This is a genomic window from Rugamonas fusca (assembly GCF_014042365.1).
Lineage (GTDB): Bacteria > Pseudomonadota > Gammaproteobacteria > Burkholderiales > Burkholderiaceae_D > Rugamonas > Rugamonas fusca.
In genome coordinates, this window is sequence record NZ_JACEZS010000014.1 from 74,102 (window position 1) to 92,312 (window position 18,211).

An 18,211-nucleotide genomic window follows, 5' to 3' on the forward strand; every position below is an offset into this window, starting at 1 on the left:
CGTGGCAGAAAATGATCGCGGGTTGGCAGGAATTAACAAGTTTCGTCGCGCGGCCTGCCCGACAATGTCTCCCATCAAAGGCCCCCATCGAGGGCCGTCATCAACCAGGAGACTATGCGATGGAGATCATGCCGCGAAGCGCGCCGGCGAAGGCGGGCGTATGGAACTGAACAAGGAATTGACGAGCAAGCGCTTGTGTGTCAACGGCATCACCCTGAACGTGATCGACGTGGGGCAGGGCGAACCGGTGCTGCTGCTGCATGGCTTTCCCGATACCAGCGCGATCTGGCGCCACCAGATCCCGGCGCTGCTCAAGGCCGGCTACCGCGTGATCGCACCGGACTTGCGCGGCTGCGGCCAGAGCGACATCCCGCGCAGCAAGTGGTCATACCGCTTGAACAATCTGGTGGCCGACGTCGCCGCCTTGCTGGACGCCTTGCAACTGCGGCAGGTGCGCCTGGTGGCGCACGACTGGGGCGCCGTGATCGGCTGGGCCTTCGTGCTGCGCCATCCCGAGCGCGTGTCCTGCTACGTGGCCATGTCCGTCGGCCATCCCACCTGCTACGCGCGCGCCGGCCTGCTGCAAAAGCTCAAGGGCTACTACACGCTGGTGTTCCAGCTGCCCTGGCTGCCTGAATGGCTGCTCAAGCTCGGTGATTTCAAGGGGCTGGCCTTGATGGGCGGCAGTCCGGTGGAGATGCCGCTGTGGCGCAAGGCGCTGTCCGTGCCGGGCCGGCTCACGGCCGGCATCAACTACTACCGTGCCAATCCCGACCTGCTGCTGCCGTTCAGCCGCGGCGACGCGCTGGTGCCCGTGTACGGCATCTACTCCACGGGCGACCGCTTTCTGGTGGAAAGCCAGATGACGAACTCGCAGCGCTACTGCAAGCGCGGCTGGTCCTACACCCGGCTCGATCACGTGGGCCACTGGATGACGGTCGAGGCGCCCGAAGAAGTCAACACACTGTTGTTGTCCTACCTGGAACGCCAGGTTCCTACCTCCACTCACTAAAACGAGCACAATATGCGCAACAGCACTTTCATGGCCCGCCTTGGCGCGGCCTTTGGCGTGATCTTCATCGCCATTTATTTGTGGCAGACGCCCGGCCTCATCACCGGCAAGCTGACCAAGCCAGAGATCGACCACTACCTCGCGGCCGCCGACAAGAACCTGGAGATGCCCGATCCCGCCCTCAAGCAGCGCGTGATGCAGCGCCTGCGCGCGTGGTCCGAGGCCGACGACGGCAAGCCGTTCTACATGCTCAACCTGATGCGTCACTTCCCGCAGCTGGTCGAGCCCAAGGGCGCCCCGTCGCTGAACATGACGCCGCAACAGGCCAATGACTATTACGAGGGCGAGGCATTCAAGCTGCTGGCGCCGAACGCGGGCAGCTTACCCTACGGCAGCGACATCCGCTTCAAGGATGCTTTGATCCCGATCGGCGACCAGGCTTCGTTCGACCACTGGTCGCGCATCCTGCTGGTGCGCTACCCGAACCGCCGCGCCTTCCTGCAACTGGTGGCCGACCCGAACTACGCGCCGCTGGAGCCGTACAAGCTGCGCGCGCTGGAAGTGCTGCTGGTGCCGACCGATGGCGACGTGGTGCTGCCCGACGTGCGCCTGGCCGCCGGCGCCGTGCTGCTGCTGTCCTTCCTGGGCCTGGGCTGGTACCGCAGCGCGCGCCAGCCATCCGTCCGTACTGATGTGAGGAACTGAACCATGAAAGCTGTCGTCTGCCAGAACGCTGAACTGACCGTTCGCGAACTTCCCGATCCCGTGCCGCAGCAGGGGCAAGTGCTGCTGAAGGTACTGCGCTGCGGTATCTGCGGCTCGGACCTGCACATGCGCCACCATTGCGACCACATGGGTGAACTGATGGCGCGCACCGGCTACCACCATTTCCCGAAAGCGAGCCAGCCCCTCGTGATGGGGCACGAGTTCTGCGGCGAAGTGCTGGAGCAGGGCGCCGGCACCTCGCGCAAGCTCAAGACGGGCACGCGGGTTTGCGCCATGCCCGTCATGCGCCAGGGTAGCGAGATCGACATGATTGGCCTGTCGGCGCGTTCGCCGGGCGCCTACGCCGAGCGCGTGGTGGTGGCCGAGAGCATGCTGATGCCGATCCCGAACGGCTTGCCCAGCGACCAGGCGGCGCTGACGGAACCGATGGCCGTGGCCCTGCACGCCGTCAACCGCAGCCAGATCACGCGCAAGGACGTGGCCATCGTGGTCGGCTGCGGCCCGGTGGGGCTGGCCGTGGTGGCCATGCTCAAGGCGCGCGGCGTGGCCACCGTGGTGGCCAGCGATTTTTCGCCCAAGCGGCGCGAACTGGCCCGCCTGTGCGGCGCGGACGTGGTCATCAATCCGGCCGAGAATTCGCCATTCGACCAGCCGGAGCGCTACGGCTTCCTGGACGGCTTGCCGGGATTGCTGGAGCTGGGCGTGGGCACGCGCGAGCAGCTGGGTAAATTGCCGCTGCCGTGGTGGCACGTGTGGCGCCTGGCCGAGAAGCTGGGCCTGCAGCCCAAGCGTCCCATCATCTTCGAATGCGTGGGCGTGCCCGGCATGCTGCAGCGGATCATCGAAGGCGCGCCCCTGCTGTCGCGCATCATGGTGGTGGGCTATTGCATGGAGCCGGACCGCATCGAGCCGGCCATGAGCAACAACAAGGAGATCGACCTGCGCTTCTGCATGGGCTATTCGCCGCTCGAATACCGCGACGCGCTGCACCTGATGGCCGAGGGCAAAGTGCAATGCGCCCACCTGGTCACGGGCACCGTGGGCCTGGACGGCGTGGCCACGGCCTTCGACGCACTGCGCGATCCCGAGCGCCACGCCAAGATCCTCGTCGATCCGGCCAGCCTGGCCTGTCAGCCATAAGCAGCATCGCCGCATGTGATCGATCGACGATCAGCACTTGCGGCGCAAGTACCGTGGCCGTTGGGGGCGGGCCAGGAACCGCCTCCTTTCCAGACGCTGCTAATTGCGCGGGAACGATGCTATTGCGTGCTATCGCTTACCCAAAACACCGCGCAGGCAATACGATTACTCTCTGATCGGGCCGATAGTCACTCGAGGCATTGAGTGCGCTTTAGCGCCGCTATTCGGCCCTGGCCGCTCACAGGTAGCCCAGCGCCGGCGCGTTTTTCACCGTCAGCTGGCGCGCCAGGCGGCGCGACAGGCGCATGGTGCGGCAGGCCAGTTTGGCGAACGGGCCCGTCTCGACAAGGGCCGCGCCGCTTTGCACGCCGCGCACGATATCGTCGCCCACCACGGCCGGCGCACAACCCTTGGCATCGTAGTAGGCTTGCAGCCGGCGCAGTTGCGCCTCGGGGATGGCGGGCGAGATATTGCCGCGCGCGTTGAAGATGTTGGTGCTGATCACGCCCGGCGCGACGATGGTGACGGTGATCGGGGAAGCGGCCAGCTCCATCGCCAGCACTTCCGACAAACCCACCACGGCGTGCTTGGAAGCGGCGTAGGCGGCCATGGTGGGCGCCGGCGCGAAGCCTGCGGTGGAGGCAATGTTGACGATGGCGCGCGCGCCGCCGGCCTCGCGCATGCCGGGCAGGAAGGCGCGCGTCATGTGCACCACGCCGTTGACGTTAATCTCCATCACGCGCCGCCAGGCCGCCATCGGCGTGTCCATGAAGGCGCCGAGGTAGACGATGCCGGCGTTGTTGACCAGCACATCGACCGCTCCGGCCATGTTGGCCAGTCTCTGCACGGCCGTCTCGTCGGCCACGTTGCAGGTGTGCGCCTCGCAGTGGGCGCCAGCCGCCACCAGTGCGCTCCGCGCCTGTTCCTGTGCGTCGGGATTGATGTCGGAAATGATCAGCCGCGCACCTTGCCGCGCGAAGCTGTGGGCGCAGGCCAGGCCGATGCCCGATGCCGCGCCCGTGATGAGGACCCGCTTATGGTTCAAGTCCGGTATCGCCATGTGTGGCTCCTTCCTGTAAATGTTTGAGTAACAGGGCGTTGACCTGTTCGGGCGCGGACAACTGCATCCAGTGGCAGGCGCCGATGATGCGGTCGTAGCCGAACGGCACCGCCACATAGCTGGCCGACAGCGCCATCTGGCGCTCCGTCACGTAGCGGTCGCCGGTGGAGAAAATGCCGCGCGCCGGCATAGGCAGCGGGCGCAAGCGGGGTGGGCGCAGCAGGTGGCCGATATTGGCCCGGTAAAAATTCATGCCGGCCGTCAGCCGGCCTGGCCGCTCCAGCGCCGCGCGCCAGTGCGGATATTCCTGCGGCAGGTTGGTGACGACGCGGAAGGCCAGCCAGTCGCAGGCCGTGACGACCCGCTCGGCGATGCCGCGCAGCTGGAAGATCCACACGTACCACGATTTGAGTTTCTGCATCAGGCCGCCCCTGGCGTAGCACGATGGATGGCCCACCGACAGCGCGATCAGGCGTTCCACCCGTTCCGGATACTGGCTGGCCATGAACCAGGCCTGGAACGCGCCCAGGTCGTGGCCCACCAGGCGCACCTTGTCTATGCCCAGCACGTCGAGCAGGCGCACCAGGTCGGCCGCCATCGTCTCGATCCGGTAGTCGCTCACGTGCGCGGGCATGTCGCTGTCGCCGTTGCCGCGCGTGTCGGGCGCCACCACGCGGTAGCCGGCCTGGCGCAGCGCCCGGATCTGATGGCGCCAGACCTGGTGCGTGTCGGGGAAGCCGTGCACCAGCAGCACGGCCGGGCCATGGCCACCGTCATACACGTTCATCCAGATGTCGCCCACGCGTACCCGCCGGCAGTTGTCTTGCTCCATGGCGGCCTCCTACACCAGGTCGCGCCGTTCGCTGCCGGGCAGTTCGAGCACGAAGTCGGCGCCGAACAGGCCGCCCGGGGTCTGGAAGCCCGGCCTGGCCTGGCCCGCCAGCACGCGGGCCGCGATGGCACAGGCCGAGTCGACGGTGAGCGCGTAGCCTTCGCGCGTGGCCAGGTAGCTGCGGCAAAGCTTGCCCTGCGCGTCGCGCGCCTCGGCGATGAATTCGCAGCGCCCCGCCTCGCGCTGGCCGGCGCCGGGGCCGGTCACGAAGCGGCGCACCAGCGCCTTGAGCGCACGCTGCACCGGCGCCGACTGCTGCAGGCTGCGTCCGTAGCGCGACAGCGCGACCATGATGGGCGCGCCGGGCAATAAGCTCATATGGACGGCGATGTCGGCAATGCCCGTGGTGCGCCAGGCCGTGGCGATATCGCCCCACGGCACGCTGACCATGGACACGGTGCGGTCGGGGAATGGCACCTTGCGACGGTCGGCGCCGGCCGTGCGTTCCACCAGCTGGCCGCCGGCCCGCACCACGTTGGGCAAGCCCATGCCTTCGATCATGGTGGTGGCGGTGCCCGGCGACAGCTGTTCCAGCGCGCGGATGTAGATGTCGAGCCGTACGGCGCCCGGCATGCGCCGGCGCATGTGGGCCGCCAGGCAGTCGGTGGGCACCACGTCCATGCCCACGCCGCACATGGCCATGATGCCGGCCTCGCGCAAGGCCGCGTCGCGCGCGGCCACGGCCTCGATCACCTGGTATTCGCCGCAGATGTCGAGGTAGTGGGCGCGGGCGCGCAGGCAGCCGTCCAGCATGGGCGCGGCAGTGGCCGAGAACGGGCCGGCGCAATGGAGCACCACGGCGATGCCTTGCAAGCCCTGGTCCACCTGGGACGGCTGCTCCAGTGCGAAACTGCGGAACGGCAGTCCCAGTTCGTGCGCCAGCGCCGCCGTGCGCGTCGCGTCGCGGCCGGCCAGCACGGGCCGCATGCCGCGCGCCACGGCCGCTTCGGCGATCAGGCGGCCGGAATAGCCGTAGGCGCCGTAAATCAGAATGTCACTCATCTTCGATTTCCCAAGAAACGCATGATCGAACGATGATTGTGCGGTGGCGGCCAAGGCGCGGTATTGTCATTCGGGGACAAACAATTTACATTTAAGGACATGCGATCCCCCCCTCCAAACGACTTTCATCCCGCGCTGGTGCGGGCCCGCGCGCTGACCGGTTTCCCCCAGCTGGTGGCCGACGCGGGCGGCGACCTGGCGGCCCTGCTGGATGCCGCCGGCATCGCGCCGCGTTTGCTGGAAACGCCCGACGCGGCGCTGCCCCTGGACCAGGTGGCGCGCCTGCTGGAGCACGCGGCGCGCGTGCTGGCCATGCCGGACCTGGGGCGCCGGCTGGCCCGCCGGCAGGACATATCCGTGCTGGGCGCGGTGGCGCTGGTGATGGGCAATGCGCCCACGGTGGGCGAAGCCTTGCTGGCCCTGCAGCGCGATTTCGCCTATCACTCGCCCGGCGCCCACCTGGAACTGGACCACGGCCCCGGCGCCGGCCAGGTGACGCTGCGCTACGACTTGCGGCTGGGCGCGGGCGTGCCGCGCCGTCACATGCTGGAACTGGGTTATGGCATCGGCATCGGCTTCCTGCGGCTGGTCGCGCCCGGCGACTGGGGCGCGTGGGAGCTGCACTTTCGCCACGCGGTCGGGCCCGACGCCGAAGCCTGCCAGCGCTTCTTCGGCGCGCCGGTGCGCTTCGGCCAGCCCTGCGACGCGGCCATCATCCCCGCCGCCGTCCTGGCGCACCGCATCGCCTCGGACCAGGGCGCGTTGCGGCAGGCGGCGGAACGGGCCGTGCGCTACGCCATCCGCAACCATCCGCTCGACATCGGCGCCCAGGTGCGGCTGCTGGCGGCCGCGCAGCTGCCGTCCGGCCAGCTGTCGCGCGCCATCATCGCCAGCCAGCTCGGGTTGCACGAGAAGACGCTGGCGCGCCGGCTCGGGCAGCAGGGGTTGGTGTTCCAGCAGATTGTCGACCAGTTGCGCCAGGAACGCGCCATGGCCTATCTGGAGGAGGCGGCGCTGCCGCTGACGGAAGTGGCGGCGCTGCTCGGCTACACGGAGCAGGCCTCGTTCATCCGGGCCTGCCGGCGCTGGTTCGGCAAGACGCCGAAGGCGCTGCGGCTGGTTTAAGCGGCGTCGCCGCCGCCTTGGCCGGCCCGGTAGCTGCCGGGCGAGACGCCGTTGACCTTGCGGAACGAGCGGCTGAAATTGGCCACGTCCGTATAGCCGAGGCGATAGGCGATCTGCGAGATGCTGGACTTGCCCCCCGCGAGCAGCTCGCACGCGCGCTCGTTGCGGATCTGGACCGCCAGCGTGCGGAAGTTCACGCCCTGACGCGCCAGGTGGCGGTCCAGCGTGCGGGTCGACACATTGAGCACGGCCGCCAGCTCGTCCAGTTTCGGCTGGCTGTCCTCGGCCCCGCGCAGCATCATCTCCACCCAGTCGCGCCAGTTCCCGTGCACCGTGAATTCATCCATCATCTGCTTGCAGCGTTCCTCGGCCTGGCGCAGTGCGCGCAGGTCGGCCATGGGCAGCGGCTGGTCCAGCAGGCAGGCATCGAATACGAGGCGGATGCCGCGCTGGCCGCCGTCGCCGAAGTGCACGCGCACGCCGCGCAGCTCGCGGTAGCGCGCCAGGTAGGGCGGGGCGGGGGCGGACAGGAAGATGTCGTACACGGGCTGCCGGCCCTGGGTGAGCACCGCGAACTGGCCGTGGCATGACACGGTGATCATGTCCGTGTAGAAGGCGAATACATCGGGCGGCAGGTTGGCCACGGGCTGGAACAGCACTTCGGCCGACGTGGCGTGGCGGATGTAGCGCATGGTGAACAGCGGCACCATCAGGCGGTAGTAGCGCGCGGCCAGGCGCAGCAGGTGGTCGATGGTGGGCGCGCTGAGGAAGGCGTAGCCCAGCACGTCGTGCGAATTGAGCTTGATCAGGCGGCCCAGTTCGAAACCGAGGTCCTGGCGGCCCGACAGGCGCGCCGCTTCCGTCAGCAGGGCACGCACCTGGGGCAGCGTGAGGCGCGCATGGCGGTCGTTCAGCGTGCGGATCTGGGCCGCGCTCAACACGTCGCGGCATGGCATGCCTTGCGACTCCAGGTGGTCGAGCAATTGCGTGAAATAACGCGCGGGGATGGACAGTTCATTCGGCTTCATGACGTGGGAAATTGTAGCAGCGCCGCTTTCATTCTACTTCCGGGCTGGCGGGAAATGACCATCGCATGACGGGAAATAACCATCGGCGTATGGCCGCCGCCACAACGCGCAGCCCGGCCCCGCTGCCGCAGTGCGCCCGCGCTGGCCGGAAATGACCAACACTAGTCGGCAAATGACCAAGCCTTTGCGCCGCCGCCGCTCCACAATATTTAACGGGACCAGCGCCACCAAGGCCGCCCGCAACCATCGCGTTGATAAAAAATACAAAGGAGATAGCAAAGCATGACTTACCCGAACCTGCGGCTGCGGCCCGCGCGGCATGCGCTCGCCCTGGCGGCCGCCTTGTGCGCGGCGGCCAGCGCCGGCGCCGGCGAAATCGATACCGGCAATGCCGACCTGTCGATCCGCTTCGATAACACCGTCAAGTACAACTACGCACGCCGCGTCGTGTCGCAGAACGCGGACATCCTGCGTTCGCCCAATTACGACGATGGCGACCGCAATTTCGACAAGGGCACGGTGGGCAACCGCCTGGACCTGCTGTCCGAATTCGACGTCGTATGGCAAAAACGGATGGGCATGCGCGTGAGCGCGGCGGCCTGGTACGACGCCGCCTATGACAAGCTCGATAACGCCAGCGTGGCCACTTCCAACCATATCGAGAACGGCAAGCCGGCGCTGGGCCTGTCGGACTACGCGCGCCGCTATCACAAGGGCTTGTCGGGCGAAGTGCTGGACGCGTTCGTGTTCAGCAGCTTCGAGGTGGGCGACATGCCGGCCAACGTCAAGCTGGGCAAGCACACCCTGTATTGGGGCGAGAGCCTGCTGTCGCCGATCCACGGCGTGAACTACGGCCAGAACGCGATCGACCTGATCAAGGGCCTGTCGGTGCCGGGCACGGAAGCGAAGGAATTGTTCCTGCCGCGCGAATCGCTGTCGGCGCAACTGTCGCCTGGCACCGAACTGGCGCTGGCGGCCCAGTACTTCTTCAAGTGGCGCCCGGCGCGCCTGCCCGAAGCGGGTTCCTACCTGGGCTTCTACGACTACGGCTTCCAGGGCGGCGAATCGCTCAACCTGGGTCCCCTGGGCACGGCCTTGCGGGCCAAGGACAGCGAGGCGCAGCAGCGTGGCGACTTCGGCCTGTCCGCCCGCTGGAGCCCGGACTGGGTGGACGGCACGCTGGGCATGTACTACCGCCAGACCTCGGATCTGCTGCCGCAGGCGAACCTGCGCCTGGCCGCCCTGCCCACGGCCATGCTGGGCGGGGCCGGCGGCGCCGCCATGGGCGCGGCCGTGTGCCAGGGCGCCATCCCCGGCGCGGCCGTGGTCGGACCGTACTGCCTGCTGTATCCGGCCGCGCTGGGGCAGACCAGCCGCTATCAGCTCGAATATGGCGACCATATCGACATGCTGGGCTTGTCGCTGTCGAAGAACGTGGCCGGCATGTCGCTGGGCGCGGACTTGAACTACCGCCACAACATGCCGCTCAACAGCAGCCTGGCCGTGCTGATGCCGGCCGGGACGGCCGCCCCCGTGATGGCGGGCCTGAACGGCACCCTGGCCGCGATGGGCGGCGCCATGGTGGCCAAGGCGGCCGACGTGCCCGGCGTGGGCGGCGTCAGCGGGGCGCGCGGCAACACCTGGCATGGCGTGCTCAATCTGCTCGGCACCACGGCCAAGTCGGCGCTGTACGACGCTTCCACCTGGCTGGTGGAATTGCAGTGGAACCGCTGGGACAAGGTGACCCAGGGCGAGGAACTGTTCAAGGGGCGCGCCGGCTATAACGGTGTTGACCGCGTCACCAGGGACTTCGTCGGCCTGGCCATCAACTACACCCCGACCTGGTTCCAGGTGCTGCCCGGCGTCGACCTGTCGGCCCCGATCGCCTACACGCGCGGCCTGTCGGGCACGTCGGCCGTCAACTCGGGCGGCAACAAGGATGCCGGCAATTACTCGCTGGGCCTGTCGTTCGATATCCAGCAAAAGTACAAGGTGGACGTGCGCTATGTCGATTTCTTTGGCCCGTACGCGACTGACGCCAGCGGCGCCATCACCAGCAACGCGGGCGTGACGGCGGTGCTGAAAGACCGCGGCTTCGTGGCCGTGACCCTGAAAACCACCTTCTGACGCGAGGAAGATCATGCAGTTAAAGACCACCATCATCGCGGCCGCGCTGGCCGCGGCCTTGCCGGCCTGGGCCAACGTGTCGCAGGACGAAGCCCGGCAACTGGGCGCCACGCTGACGGCCGTGGGCGCCGAGAAGGCCGGCAACAAGGACGGCACCATCCCCGACTACACGGGCGGCCTGACCAACGGGCCGGCCGTGGCCAAGGGCAGCGGCATGCGGCCCGACCCGTACGCGGCCGACAAGCCGCGCCTGGTCATCACGGGCAAGAACCTGCAGGGCCAGGAAGACAAGCTGACCATGGGCACGCGCGAACTGCTCAAGCGTTTCCCCAGCTTCCGGGTGGACGTGTACCCGACCCGGCGCAGCGTGGCGTTCCCCAAATTCGTGCAGGATAACGCGGCCAAAAACGCGCTCAACGCCAAGGCCGTCGAAGGCGGCCTGGGGGTGGAGGGCGCCGTCGGCAGCGTGCCGTTCCCGATTCCCAAGTCCGGCTACGAGGCGATGTGGAACCACCTGCTGGCCTACAAGGGCCGTTCCATCTACTTCAAGTACGATTCCTGGAACGTGGATGCCTCCGGCACGCCGGCCCTGGCCACCACGGGCGAGATCTGGGAAGAGTTCCCGCTGGCCGACGCCAAGCGCACCGAGGCGGCCAGGCCGAACGACGTGTTCTTCCGCACCAAGCTCAATTACACGGCGCCAGCCCGCCGTGCGGGCGAGGGTGTGATGGCATTCGACGCCATCAACCCGCTGGCGCAGCCGCGCAAGGTGTGGCAGTACCTGCCGGGCCAGCGCCGCGTGAAGCTGGCGCCGGACGTGGCCTACGACACGCCCAACCCGGGCAGCGCCGGCGCCTCGACTTACGACGACAGCTGGCTGTTCAACGGCGCCATGGACCGCTTCGACTTCAAGCTGCTGGGCAAGAAGGAAATCATCGTGCCCTACAACGACTACAAGCTGGCCTACCACAAGAACGTGGCCGACGTGACCACGCCGCACCACGTCAATCCCGACCTGGTGCGCTGGGAGCTGCACCGCGTGTGGGTGGTGGAGGCCAACCTCAAGCCGGGCAAGCGCCACATCTACGGCAAGCGGGTGTTCTACATCGACGAGGACAGCTGGGTGACGCTGGCCTCGGACGCCTACGATGCGCGTGGCCAGCTGTACCGCGCCGCGTTCACCTACCTCACCTACTCGTACGACGTGCAGGCGCCGCAGACCGATGGCCAGGTGTTCTATGACTTCGTGGCCGGCGTCTACAACGTTACGGGATTGGCCGGCCAGTCCGGCGGCATCAAGTACATCGACCCGCTCAAACCTTCGGAGTGGTCGGCCGAAGCCCTGTCGGGCGCCGGCGTGCGCTGACGGGTAGTACTGAGTTTCTCGCTGTGTCTCTTGGCGCCAGTCCAGCCCGCGACGCGTGGTTGGCTGGCGCGTTTTTTTTCACACGGGAGGCGTGATGGCACCAGTGCTCCGCGCGCGTCTCAAGTGGCGCCGCGCGGCATGTCGCCGCGCCCGGCGTGCGCCGCCAGCGCCTGGCCGGCTGGCGCCAGCACTTTCTGCCAGTAGCCAACGTCGACCCAACGCCCGAATTTGAAACCGACTTCGCGGAACTGTGCCACCTTCTCGTATCCCATCTTCTCGTGCAGCGCCACGCTGGCGGCATTGGGCAGGGCGATGCCGCCGATGACCAGGTGGCAGCCCTGCGCGCGCAAGCGCTCCAGCAATGCCGTGTACAACATCGTGCCCAGGCCCTGGCCAGCGGCCTGCGGCGCCAGGTAGACGGAACTCTCCACGGAGAAGCGGTAAGCGTGGCGCACGCGCCATTTGGTCGCGTAGGCATAGCCCAGCACCACGCCGCCATCCTCGATCACCAGCCAGGGCAGGCCCGCCTCTTGCACCTCGCCGATACGGCGCGCCATGTCGGCATCCGTCACCGGCTGCTCCTCGAACGAGATGGTGGTGTCGGCGATGTAAGGGTTGTAGATGGCGGTAATGGCCCTGCTGTCGTTGGTGATGGCGTCGCGTATGTGCATATTGGTTCCGAAGTTATTTGCCCGATGATACCGGCGTCCGGTACAGCCAGCCAAACAGCGCCGTGGCCGCCGCCGCGCCGGCCAGTTGGGCGAGGATGAAGCCGGGCGTGTCGGCCGGGCGGATGCCGGCGAAAGTGCTGGTGGCGGCGCGCGCCAGCGTCACGGCCGGATTGGCGAACGAGGTCGAAGCCGTGAACCAGTAGGCGGAGGTGATGTAGGCCGCGACCGCGAACGGCGTCATGGCGGGGCGCGCGCGCGAACAGCCCATGATGACGGCGATCAGGCCGAACGTGGCCACGCATTCGCTCCACCACTGGCTGGCGCCGGTGCGCACGTGTTCCGAGGCGGAGAACAGCGCCTCGCCGAACATGCCATGTGCGGCCGCCACGCCGGCGAAGGCGCCCGCCACCTGCACCAGGATGTAGGGCGCCACCTCGCGTCCCGGCAACTTGCCTTGCCACGCTTCCGACAGCGTGACGGCCGGGTTGAAGTGGGCGCCCGAGACGGCCCCGAACATCAGGATCAGCGCCACCAGGCCGGCGCCGGTGGCGAGCGCGTTGGCCAGCAGCGCGATGGCGACATTGCCGCCAGCCAGCCGCTCGGCCATGATGCCCGAGCCCACCACCACCGCCAGCAGCATGGCCGTGCCCAATGCCTCCGCGGCCAGCCTGCGCGCCAGCGTCATGGTTGCACCTGGCCGATGCGGTCCAGTTCCGCTTTCAGGCGCGCCGGTTGCGACTGCAATTGATCCAGCGGCAGCGCCAGGAACGCTTCGATGCGTGCCCGCAGCGTGCGGTAAGCGCGCAGGAAGGCCGCGTCGATTTCTTCATCCGTGCCGCTCGCGTGGGCCGGATCATCCACGCCCCAGTGCGCGCGGATCGCCGGCGCCAGGTAGGCCGGGCAGGTTTCGCCGGCGGCGCTGCCGCACACGGTGATGACGATATCGGGCGTGACCGGGAGCTGGTCCCACGACTTGCTGTAACAGCCTTCGGTGGCGATGCCTTCGCGTTGCAGCAGCGCGAGCGAACGCGGGTGGACATAGCCGGCCGGCTTGCTGCCGGCGCTGATGGCGCGCCAGCCCGGCGGCGCCAGGTGGTTGAACGTGGCTTCGGCCAGGATGGAGCGGCACGAGTTGCCGGTGCAAAGAATCAGGACATGCATCGTAAGGTTCCGGTGGTGAGTGAGGAGATCAGCCGCGGCCCGCCGTGGCGGGCACGCCGCAAGGGGCGCCACCGCAGCAGTTATCGGTGAGGAAGGCCAGCACGCCATTCAAGGTGTCGACGTTGGCGTGGTAGATGACGTAGCGTCCCTCCTGCCGCGATCCGATCAGGCCCGCATGGGTCAGCTCTTTCAGATGAAACGACAGCGACGAAGGCGACACGTCGAGCTGCACGCCGATCTTGCTGGCCGCCAGCCCGTTGGGGCCCGCTTGCACCAGCAGGCGGAACGTGGCCAGCCGGGTTTCCTGCGCCAGCGCGTCCAGCGCGGTGATGACTTGTCTGGTTTCCATGATGATGGCTTGTTAGGGTTTTTTGTAATAATACGATATTTCAAGAAATATTGAAATATCGTGGCCGTGGCGCGCGCATCCGTGGCCGCTATCGGGAGTAAAATCGCGGTTCCGATCGCGCCAGCCGGCCAAGGGAGGCATATGGGGAGCATGACAACCAGACGTCGACTGCTGCTTTGCGCATGCGCCTTGCTGGCGCTGGCGGCGCTGCCGGTGCCGTACGCCGCCGCGCGCGAGCTCGATATCGTCTTCATCCCCAAGGCCCGCGACCAGGATTTCTGGACCTTCATGCGCCAGGGCGTCGAGCAAGCCGTGCGCGAAGCGGGCGATGTGAAGCTGACCTGGCGCGGCCCGGCCAGCAACGACGATATCGATTCCCAGATCCAGATCCTGGGCGTGTACACGCGCCCCGGCGTGGATGCCATCATCATCGCGCCCACCGACCGCTTGCGCCTGGTGGCGCCGGTGCGCAAGGCGGCCGCGCTGGGCATCAGGATCGTCGTCGTCGATTCGGGCCTGGCCGATAAAACCCCCGTCAATTTCATCAGCACCGACAACGTGGCGGCCGGCCGCCTGGCGGCCGAGCGCCTGGCGGGGCAGTTGACGGGACCGGCCACCGTGGCCGTGCTGCGCACGGTGGCGGGCAGCGCCTCCACCGATGAGCGGGCCGAAGGCTTTCTGGCTTACCTGCGCAAATTCGCGCCGCAGATCAGCGTGGTGGCCGACGAATATGGTGGCGGCACGCGCGGCAAGGCTTACCACAAGGCCCTGGCCATGCTGGAACAGCGGCCCGGCGTGGATGGCATTTTCGCCGTCAACGAATCGTCCAGCGACGGCATGCTGCGGGCGCTGCGGCAAGCCGGGCTGGCCGGCAGGAAGAAATTCGTCGGCTTCGACACCACCGACTTCCTGCTGGAGGGCGTGCGCAAGGGCGAGATCCAGAGCCTCATCATCCAGAACCCGCGCCAGATGGGCTACCTGGGCATGAAGGCCGCCGTCGCGGCGGTGCGGGGCGAGCATGCCAGGGAGCCGGTCATCTACACCCAGGCGGTGGCGGTCACGCTGGACAACCTGGATCGTCCGGACATCCACGATTTGCTGGTGCCCTGACGTGCCGGCCCGCCCCGCGCAGCGTCACAGCGTCTCGCGCACGTAAGGGAGTCCCACCTCGTCGTAGATCTCGTAGATCACGGCCAGCATGCTTTGCAGCTCCTCCGAGCGATCCAGCTTGCGCACGCTGAACATCACGGGCGAAATGGCGTGGCGGTCCGAGATGTCCCGGTAGACCACGTCGTCGCGCCGCATCCCTTTCACGCTCTCGGGCACCACGGCCACGCCCTGGCCGGCCGCCACCAGGCCGATGGCGATCTGCAGTTCGCGCACTTCCAGGATCTTGTGCGGCGTGATGGCCCGTTCCGTCAGCACGGCCAGCACCTGGTCGGCGAAGCTGGGGCGCGGCGTCTTGGGATACACGATCACCGATTCCATTTGCAGGTCCAGCAGCTTGACCGGATCGGTGGAGCTGGCCAGCGGATGGTTCGACGGCAGGGCCACGATCAGCCTTTCCTCGCGCAGCACGATGCGGCGGATATTCGGGTCCTCGCTCTTGACGCGGCCGAAGCCGACGTCGATCACGCCATCCTTCAAGGCCTGGATCTGCTGCATGGTGGTCAGTTCGTGGAACGTCACATCGACGTTGGTATTGCGCTCGCGGAAGCGGCGCACGATCTGCGGCAGCAAGCCGTACAGGGTGGAGGCGACGAAGCCGATCGACAGGCTGCGCTCGATCTTGCCCACGCGCTGGGTCATGGTCTTCAACTCGGCCGCCTTGGCCAGCAGCTCCTGCGCGTGCGCGTGGAAGAAGTGGCCGGCCTCGGTCAGGCGCAGCGGCCGCGACCCCTTTTCGATCAGGTCCACCCCCAGCTCCTGCTCCAGCAACTGGATCTGCCGGCTCAGCGGCGGCTGGGCGATGAACAGCCGCTTGGCGGCGCGGGTGAAGTTCTTCTCGTCGGCGACGGCGACGAAGTAGCGCAAGTGACGTAATTCCATACTATACCTTTTAGGTATTAAAACAATACTAACTCAGTGTTGGACGGACGGATTTGCGTGGCATATCGTGTATCCATTGCGACCCATTATACAAACTAAATATGATCACCCACATCGAAGTCATCCTGGCCGAGGTCCCCACCATCCGTGCGCACCGCCTGTCCGTGGCCACCATGCATACCCAGACCCTGGTGCTGGTCCGGGTGCGCTGCGCCGATGGCGTGGACGGCTGGGGCGAGGCGACCACCATCGGCGGCCTCAATTACGGCGAGGAGAGCCCGGACAGCATCAAGGCCAACATCGACCGCCATATCGCGCCGCTGCTGATCGGCATGGACGCGCGCCAGGTGGCCAAGGCCATGGCCAAGGTGCGCAAGGTGATCCAGGGCAACCGCTTCGCCAAGTGCGCCATCGAGACGGCCTTGCTGGACGCGCAATCGCGGCGGCTGGGCGTGCCGCTGAGCGAACTGCTGGGCGGCCGGGTGCGCGACGCGCTGCCCGTGGCCTGGACCCTGGCCAGCGGCGACACGGCCACCGATATCGCCGAAGCCGAGCAGATGCTGGAACTGCGCCGCCACAACATCTTCAAGCTCAAGATCGGCGCCCGCCCCGTGGCCGACGACGTGGCCCACGTGCTGGCCATCAAGAAGGCGCTGGGCGACGCCGTCAGCGTGCGCGTCGACGTCAACCAGGCCTGGTCCGAACTGGACGCGGTGCGCGGCATCGCGGCGCTGGAGGCCGGCGGCATCGACCTGATCGAACAGCCGGTGCGGGCCGAACACAAGGCCGCCATGGCCCGTCTGGCGCAGCGCTACGCGGTGGCCCTGATGGCCGACGAGGCCCTGCATGGCCCGCTCGATGCGCTCGACTTCGTGCGCCACGACGGCGCCGACGTCTTCGCCGTCAAGATCACCCAGTCCGGCGGCCTGCTGCCGGCGGCCCAGGTGGCGGCGCTGGCGCAACTGGCCGGCATCGGCCTGTATGGCGGCACCATGCTCGAAGGGGGCGTGGGCACGGCCGCCTCGGCCCAGCTGTTCTCCACGTTCGGCGAGCTGGCCTTCGGCACCGAATTGTTTGGCCCCTTGCTGCTGACCCAGGAGGTGCTGCGCACGCCGCTGGTCTACCAGGACTTCATGCTGCACGTGCCCACCGGCCCCGGCCTGGGCGTGGAGCCGGACCTGGACAAGCTGCGCGACCTGCGCCGCCGTTGAACCAACAGCCCATCAAGGAGAGACACGATGTTATTCCACGTACGCATGGATGTGAACCTGCCGCCGGCCATGCCGCATGAGCAGGCCGAGGAACTCAAGCGCAGCGAGCGCGAACTGGCCCAGCGCCTGCAGCGCGACGGCCAGTGGCGCCACCTGTGGCGCATCGCCGGCCAGTACGCCAACGTCAGCATCTTCGACGTCGACAGCGTCGACACGCTGCACGCGCTGCTGACGTCACTGCCGCTGTTCCCGTACATGCAGATCCAGATCATGCCGCTGTGCCGCCACCCCTCGTCGGTGCGCGACGGCGACGCCTGACCCCAACGCAACCGACCACCACCACCACGAAGGAGACTAGCATGACCCATACCGACATCGACACCCTGGTTAGCAGCTGGATCAGCGCACCAGCCACCGGCCCCGTGAACCCGCGCGTGCAGCAGGTGATGCTGCGCCTGGTGGGCGACCTGTGCAAGGCGATCGAAGACCTCGACATCCAGCCCAGCGAATTCTGGAAAGGCCTGGAGTACCTGAGCGAAGCGGGCGCCCGCAATGAACTGGGCCTGCTGGCGCCGGGCCTGGGCCTGGAGCGCTTCCTCGACATCCGCGCCGACGAGGCCGAAGCGCGCGCCGGCCTCACCGGCGGCACCCCGCGCACCATCGAAGGCCCGCTGTACGTGGCCGGCGCGCCAGAGAGCAAGGGCTACGCCCGGCTCGACGACGGCACCGAGAGCGACCGCGCCGAAGTGCTGTTCATGCAGGGCACGGTACGCGATCAGGATGGCAACCCACTGCCGGGCGCCAAGGTGGAAGTGTGGCACTGCAACCTGCTGGGCAACTACTCCTTCTTCGACAAGACCCAGTCGCACTTCAACCTGCGCCGCACCATCATCGCCGACGGCGAGGGCCGTTACCAGCTGCGCAGCATCCTGCCGGTCGGTTACTCCTGCCCGCCGGACGGCACCACCCAGCGCCTGCTGGACCAGCTGGGCCGCCATGGCAACCGTCCGGCCCACATCCACTTCTTCATCAGCGCCGCCGGCCAGCGCAAGCTGACCACCCAGATTAACATCGACGGCGACCAATACCTGTGGGACGACTTCGCGTTCGCCAGCCGCGAAGGCCTGGTGCCGCCCGTGCGCCGCGTCAGCGAGCCGGCCGCCATCGCCGCCAAGGGCTTGCAGGCGCCGTACGCCGAGATCGATTTCGACTTCCAGCTGTATGCCGACACGCCAGTGGCGCCCGCCACCGTGGTGCAACGCGTGCGCGCCGCCGCCTGAGAGAGAGCGCCA

19 protein-coding genes are annotated in these 18,211 nt (G+C 67.5%); 10 read left to right on the top strand and 9 right to left on the bottom strand.

The genetic code is table 11. The annotated features are described in order from the left end of the window. Positions 1 to 160: 160 nt before the first annotated feature. Genes H3H36_RS16725 through H3H36_RS16735 form a run of 3 tightly spaced genes read left to right on the top strand, consistent with a single transcriptional unit; the run spans position 161 to position 2,878 of the window. Complete coding sequence (locus tag H3H36_RS16725) at positions 161 to 1,012, top strand: alpha/beta fold hydrolase (RefSeq protein ID WP_182219228.1); 852 nt, start codon at positions 161 to 163, stop codon at positions 1,010 to 1,012. 12 nt (positions 1,013 to 1,024) lie between these two features. Next, on the top strand, positions 1,025 to 1,717 hold the full coding sequence (locus tag H3H36_RS16730; RefSeq protein ID WP_182219229.1) for a hypothetical protein: 693 nt from the start codon (positions 1,025 to 1,027) through the stop codon (positions 1,715 to 1,717). 3 nt (positions 1,718 to 1,720) lie between these two features. After that, positions 1,721 to 2,878 (top strand): zinc-binding dehydrogenase, encoded by a 1,158-nt coding sequence (locus H3H36_RS16735; RefSeq protein WP_182219230.1) that lies wholly within the window; start codon positions 1,721 to 1,723, stop codon positions 2,876 to 2,878. A 238-nt stretch (positions 2,879 to 3,116) separates the two neighbouring features. On the opposite strand, the gene H3H36_RS16740 is transcribed toward H3H36_RS16735, so the two are convergent. Genes H3H36_RS16740 through H3H36_RS16750 form a run of 3 tightly spaced genes read right to left on the bottom strand, consistent with a single transcriptional unit; the run spans position 3,117 to position 5,832 of the window. Continuing rightward, positions 3,117 to 3,938: an SDR family NAD(P)-dependent oxidoreductase gene (locus H3H36_RS16740; RefSeq protein ID WP_182219231.1), complete on the bottom strand. Its 822-nt coding sequence runs from the start codon at positions 3,936 to 3,938 to the stop codon at positions 3,117 to 3,119. Continuing rightward, on the bottom strand, positions 3,913 to 4,770 hold the full coding sequence (locus tag H3H36_RS16745) for an alpha/beta fold hydrolase (RefSeq protein WP_182219232.1): 858 nt from the start codon (positions 4,768 to 4,770) through the stop codon (positions 3,913 to 3,915). The genes H3H36_RS16740 and H3H36_RS16745 overlap by 26 nt, the downstream gene beginning before the upstream one ends. A 9-nt stretch (positions 4,771 to 4,779) precedes the next feature. Further along, entirely contained in the window at positions 4,780 to 5,832 is a 1,053-nt protein-coding gene (locus H3H36_RS16750) for a saccharopine dehydrogenase family protein (RefSeq protein ID WP_182219233.1), read from the bottom strand. 99 nt (positions 5,833 to 5,931) lie between these two features. Here H3H36_RS16750 and H3H36_RS16755 point away from each other — a divergent pair, with 99 nt between their 5' ends. Continuing rightward, positions 5,932 to 6,957 carry an AraC family transcriptional regulator gene (locus tag H3H36_RS16755; RefSeq protein WP_182219234.1) on the top strand — a complete coding sequence of 342 codons (1,026 nt, stop codon included), beginning with the start codon at positions 5,932 to 5,934 and terminating at the stop codon, positions 6,955 to 6,957. Here the strand turns inward: H3H36_RS16755 and H3H36_RS16760 are convergent. Beyond that, positions 6,954 to 7,985 carry an AraC family transcriptional regulator gene (locus H3H36_RS16760; RefSeq protein WP_182219235.1) on the bottom strand — a complete coding sequence of 344 codons (1,032 nt, stop codon included), beginning with the start codon at positions 7,983 to 7,985 and terminating at the stop codon, positions 6,954 to 6,956. The genes H3H36_RS16755 and H3H36_RS16760 overlap by 4 nt on opposite strands. Positions 7,986 to 8,267: 282 nt before the next feature. On the opposite strand from H3H36_RS16760, the gene H3H36_RS16765 reads away from it, so the two are divergent. Beyond that, the gene (locus tag H3H36_RS16765; RefSeq protein ID WP_182219236.1) at positions 8,268 to 10,112 is read left to right on the top strand and encodes a DUF1302 domain-containing protein; all 1,845 of its coding nucleotides are present in this window, start codon (positions 8,268 to 8,270) and stop codon (positions 10,110 to 10,112) included. Between the two features lie 13 nt (positions 10,113 to 10,125). Beyond that, positions 10,126 to 11,478: a DUF1329 domain-containing protein gene (locus H3H36_RS16770; RefSeq protein WP_182219237.1), complete on the top strand. Its 1,353-nt coding sequence runs from the start codon at positions 10,126 to 10,128 to the stop codon at positions 11,476 to 11,478. 119 nt (positions 11,479 to 11,597) lie between these two features. Here H3H36_RS16770 and H3H36_RS16775 read toward each other — a convergent pair whose 3' ends face one another. Genes H3H36_RS16775 through H3H36_RS16790 form a run of 4 tightly spaced genes read right to left on the bottom strand, consistent with a single transcriptional unit; the run spans position 11,598 to position 13,659 of the window. Beyond that, positions 11,598 to 12,149: an arsinothricin resistance N-acetyltransferase ArsN1 family B gene (locus H3H36_RS16775; RefSeq protein WP_182219238.1), complete on the bottom strand. Its 552-nt coding sequence runs from the start codon at positions 12,147 to 12,149 to the stop codon at positions 11,598 to 11,600. Between the two features lie 13 nt (positions 12,150 to 12,162). Further along, positions 12,163 to 12,834 (bottom strand): aquaporin, encoded by a 672-nt coding sequence (locus tag H3H36_RS16780; RefSeq protein ID WP_182219239.1) that lies wholly within the window; start codon positions 12,832 to 12,834, stop codon positions 12,163 to 12,165. Beyond that, positions 12,831 to 13,310, bottom strand: a complete 480-nt coding sequence (locus H3H36_RS16785; RefSeq protein ID WP_182219240.1) for an arsenate reductase ArsC — start codon at positions 13,308 to 13,310, stop codon at positions 12,831 to 12,833. Before H3H36_RS16785 ends, H3H36_RS16780 begins: the two co-directional genes overlap by 4 nt. A 28-nt stretch (positions 13,311 to 13,338) precedes the next feature. Beyond that, on the bottom strand, positions 13,339 to 13,659 hold the full coding sequence (locus H3H36_RS16790) for an ArsR/SmtB family transcription factor (RefSeq protein ID WP_182219241.1): 321 nt from the start codon (positions 13,657 to 13,659) through the stop codon (positions 13,339 to 13,341). A 150-nt stretch (positions 13,660 to 13,809) separates the two neighbouring features. Here H3H36_RS16790 and H3H36_RS16795 point away from each other — a divergent pair, with 150 nt between their 5' ends. Continuing rightward, complete coding sequence (locus H3H36_RS16795; protein WP_182219242.1) at positions 13,810 to 14,769, top strand: ABC transporter substrate-binding protein; 960 nt, start codon at positions 13,810 to 13,812, stop codon at positions 14,767 to 14,769. A gap of 24 nt (positions 14,770 to 14,793) precedes the next feature. Here the strand turns inward: H3H36_RS16795 and H3H36_RS16800 are convergent, their stop codons facing one another. Next, positions 14,794 to 15,708: a LysR family transcriptional regulator gene (locus tag H3H36_RS16800; RefSeq protein WP_182219243.1), complete on the bottom strand. Its 915-nt coding sequence runs from the start codon at positions 15,706 to 15,708 to the stop codon at positions 14,794 to 14,796. 101 nt (positions 15,709 to 15,809) lie between these two features. Between H3H36_RS16800 and H3H36_RS16805 the strand changes: the two genes are divergently transcribed. The 3 genes from H3H36_RS16805 to catA are packed head-to-tail and all read left to right on the top strand — an operon-like array spanning position 15,810 to position 18,199. Then, on the top strand, positions 15,810 to 16,919 hold the full coding sequence (locus H3H36_RS16805) for a muconate/chloromuconate family cycloisomerase (RefSeq protein WP_182219244.1): 1,110 nt from the start codon (positions 15,810 to 15,812) through the stop codon (positions 16,917 to 16,919). Between the two features lie 27 nt (positions 16,920 to 16,946). Then, positions 16,947 to 17,237: a muconolactone Delta-isomerase gene (catC, locus tag H3H36_RS16810; RefSeq protein ID WP_182219245.1), complete on the top strand. Its 291-nt coding sequence runs from the start codon at positions 16,947 to 16,949 to the stop codon at positions 17,235 to 17,237. Positions 17,238 to 17,278: 41 nt separating this feature from the next. Next, positions 17,279 to 18,199, top strand: coding sequence for a catechol 1,2-dioxygenase (gene catA / locus H3H36_RS16815; protein ID WP_182219246.1), 921 nt, complete (start codon positions 17,279 to 17,281; stop codon positions 18,197 to 18,199). The last annotated feature ends 12 nt before the right edge of the window (positions 18,200 to 18,211 follow it).

What these genes read in the sequence shown, in the direction of transcription:
- H3H36_RS16725 (WP_182219228.1), top strand. Translation starts at nt 161, where the DNA reads ATGGAACTGAACAAGGAATTGACGAGCAAGCGCTTGTGTGTCAACGGC.
- H3H36_RS16730 (WP_182219229.1), top strand. Translation starts at nt 1,025, where the DNA reads ATGCGCAACAGCACTTTCATGGCCCGCCTTGGCGCGGCCTTTGGCGTG.
- H3H36_RS16735 (WP_182219230.1), top strand. Translation starts at nt 1,721, where the DNA reads ATGAAAGCTGTCGTCTGCCAGAACGCTGAACTGACCGTTCGCGAACTT.
- H3H36_RS16740 (WP_182219231.1), bottom strand. Translation starts at nt 3,938, where the DNA reads ATGGCGATACCGGACTTGAACCATAAGCGGGTCCTCATCACGGGCGCG.
- H3H36_RS16745 (WP_182219232.1), bottom strand. Translation starts at nt 4,770, where the DNA reads ATGGAGCAAGACAACTGCCGGCGGGTACGCGTGGGCGACATCTGGATG.
- H3H36_RS16750 (WP_182219233.1), bottom strand. Translation starts at nt 5,832, where the DNA reads ATGAGTGACATTCTGATTTACGGCGCCTACGGCTATTCCGGCCGCCTG.
- H3H36_RS16755 (WP_182219234.1), top strand. Translation starts at nt 5,932, where the DNA reads ATGCGATCCCCCCCTCCAAACGACTTTCATCCCGCGCTGGTGCGGGCC.
- H3H36_RS16760 (WP_182219235.1), bottom strand. Translation starts at nt 7,985, where the DNA reads ATGAAGCCGAATGAACTGTCCATCCCCGCGCGTTATTTCACGCAATTG.
- H3H36_RS16765 (WP_182219236.1), top strand. Translation starts at nt 8,268, where the DNA reads ATGACTTACCCGAACCTGCGGCTGCGGCCCGCGCGGCATGCGCTCGCC.
- H3H36_RS16770 (WP_182219237.1), top strand. Translation starts at nt 10,126, where the DNA reads ATGCAGTTAAAGACCACCATCATCGCGGCCGCGCTGGCCGCGGCCTTG.
- H3H36_RS16775 (WP_182219238.1), bottom strand. Translation starts at nt 12,149, where the DNA reads ATGCACATACGCGACGCCATCACCAACGACAGCAGGGCCATTACCGCC.
- H3H36_RS16780 (WP_182219239.1), bottom strand. Translation starts at nt 12,834, where the DNA reads ATGACGCTGGCGCGCAGGCTGGCCGCGGAGGCATTGGGCACGGCCATG.
- H3H36_RS16785 (WP_182219240.1), bottom strand. Translation starts at nt 13,310, where the DNA reads ATGCATGTCCTGATTCTTTGCACCGGCAACTCGTGCCGCTCCATCCTG.
- H3H36_RS16790 (WP_182219241.1), bottom strand. Translation starts at nt 13,659, where the DNA reads ATGGAAACCAGACAAGTCATCACCGCGCTGGACGCGCTGGCGCAGGAA.
- H3H36_RS16795 (WP_182219242.1), top strand. Translation starts at nt 13,810, where the DNA reads ATGACAACCAGACGTCGACTGCTGCTTTGCGCATGCGCCTTGCTGGCG.
- H3H36_RS16800 (WP_182219243.1), bottom strand. Translation starts at nt 15,708, where the DNA reads ATGGAATTACGTCACTTGCGCTACTTCGTCGCCGTCGCCGACGAGAAG.
- H3H36_RS16805 (WP_182219244.1), top strand. Translation starts at nt 15,810, where the DNA reads ATGATCACCCACATCGAAGTCATCCTGGCCGAGGTCCCCACCATCCGT.
- catC (WP_182219245.1), top strand. Translation starts at nt 16,947, where the DNA reads ATGTTATTCCACGTACGCATGGATGTGAACCTGCCGCCGGCCATGCCG.
- catA (WP_182219246.1), top strand. Translation starts at nt 17,279, where the DNA reads ATGACCCATACCGACATCGACACCCTGGTTAGCAGCTGGATCAGCGCA.